Source organism: Streptomyces sp. NPDC002619 (assembly GCF_042889305.1).
GTDB lineage: Bacteria > Actinomycetota > Actinomycetes > Streptomycetales > Streptomycetaceae > Streptomyces.
The window spans coordinates 1-1,347 of the sequence record NZ_JBIAQV010000160.1 but is presented as its reverse complement, the minus strand read 5'-3'; the positions used below and the strand labels follow the sequence as shown (position 1 = coordinate 1,347).

The 1,347-nt window shown below is 68.4% G+C and carries 1 protein-coding gene; it reads right to left on the bottom strand.

From position 1 onward, the window contains the following. Positions 1-37 precede the first annotated feature (37 nt). Positions 38-1,275, bottom strand: a protein-coding gene (locus tag ACFYXB_RS45995) for an IS3 family transposase (RefSeq protein WP_363290303.1) whose coding sequence is annotated in 2 segments (ribosomal slippage) — positions 38-949 and positions 952-1,275 — 1,236 coding nt in all. Because the reading frame shifts where the segments join, the coding sequence is not laid out codon by codon here. Positions 1,276-1,347: the final 72 nt, after the last annotated feature.

The window sequence follows — 1,347 nt, the reverse complement described above, 5'->3', positions numbered from 1 at the left end:
GGGCCTTCCCCCGTGAAGGTGGGCACGCGGTTATTGATCACGCGGCGAGCGTGAGTTTAGCGGTGTGGTGTCGGTGTTCGTATTCGTTGGGGCTGAGGTGGCCGTTGGCGGAGTGCCGGCGGCGGCTGTTGTAGCGGGTCAGCCAGGCGAAGACGGTCCTGCGGCAGGTGTCGGAGTCGCCGTAGTCGTGGGCGCCCTGGAGGGTCTCGCGTTTCAGGGAGGCGTGGAAGCTTTCGCAGGCCGCGTTGTCGGCGCTGGTGCCGACCGCGCCCATCGACCGTGTGACCCCGAGTTGGTCGCAGAGGCCGGCGAAGGCCCGGGATCCGTATTGCGCTCCGTGGTCGGAGTGGAACACGGCGCCGTCCAGGCGGCCACGGGTCGTGGCTGCCATCCGCAGTGCGTCGGCGACCAGGCCGGTGCGCATGTGGTCGGCGATGGACCAGCCGACGACCTTGCGGCTGAAGCAGTCCAGCACGGTCGCGAGATAGAGGAACTCCCCGCCTGCGAGCGGGAGATACGTGATGTCGCCCATGTATTTGCGCCCCGGCTCGGTAGCGGTGAAGTCCCGCTGGAACAGGTCCGGGACCGGTGAGGCTGCCGGGTCCGGGACGGTGGTGCGCACGCGTCTGCGCAGGCGGATGCCGGTGATGGAGAACGTCCGCATGATCCGGGCGATCCGCTTCTCGTTGACCCGCCGCCCTTTCTCGCGGAGCTCGGCCGTCACTCGCGGGGAGCCGTAAGCGCCGCCGGACTCGCCGTGGACCTCGCGGATCTCCTCGGCCAGGATCCGGTCCTCCCGCTGCCGGGTGGCCCGGGCCTCGGCGCCGGCGAGCCACTTGTAGTAGCTGGACCGGTTCACGTCCAGGACTTGGCAGAGCCGCTTCACCTCGTAGGTGTTCCGATGGTCGTCAACGAACTGGAAGCGGCTCCTCACCAGTTCGTCTCTCCGGCGAAATACTTGGCCGCCTTGCGGAGGATGTCCCGCTCGGTGGCGAGCTTGCGCTCACTTGCCTCGAGCTCGGCCACCCGGGCCTCCAACTGCCGCACCCGCTCGTCCGGATCAGCGGACGGCACCGCCTCCCGAGGCTGGGCACCCGGCTTCGCAATCGCGGCGGTGATGCCACGGCGTTCGCGGTCCCGCAGCACCCACTCACGCAGGGTCGCCCGGTTGACGCCCAGGTCAGCAGCGATGCTCTTGTAGATCGCCCCGGGTGTGGACTCGTACAGGGCCACGGCATCGGCCTTGAACTCGTCCGAGTAGTCCTTCATCGCCATCGGCGGTCTTCTCGCTTCCTCCGGATCAAGCAGATCCAGTATCAGCGTGTCCACCACTCAGGGGGAGGCCCC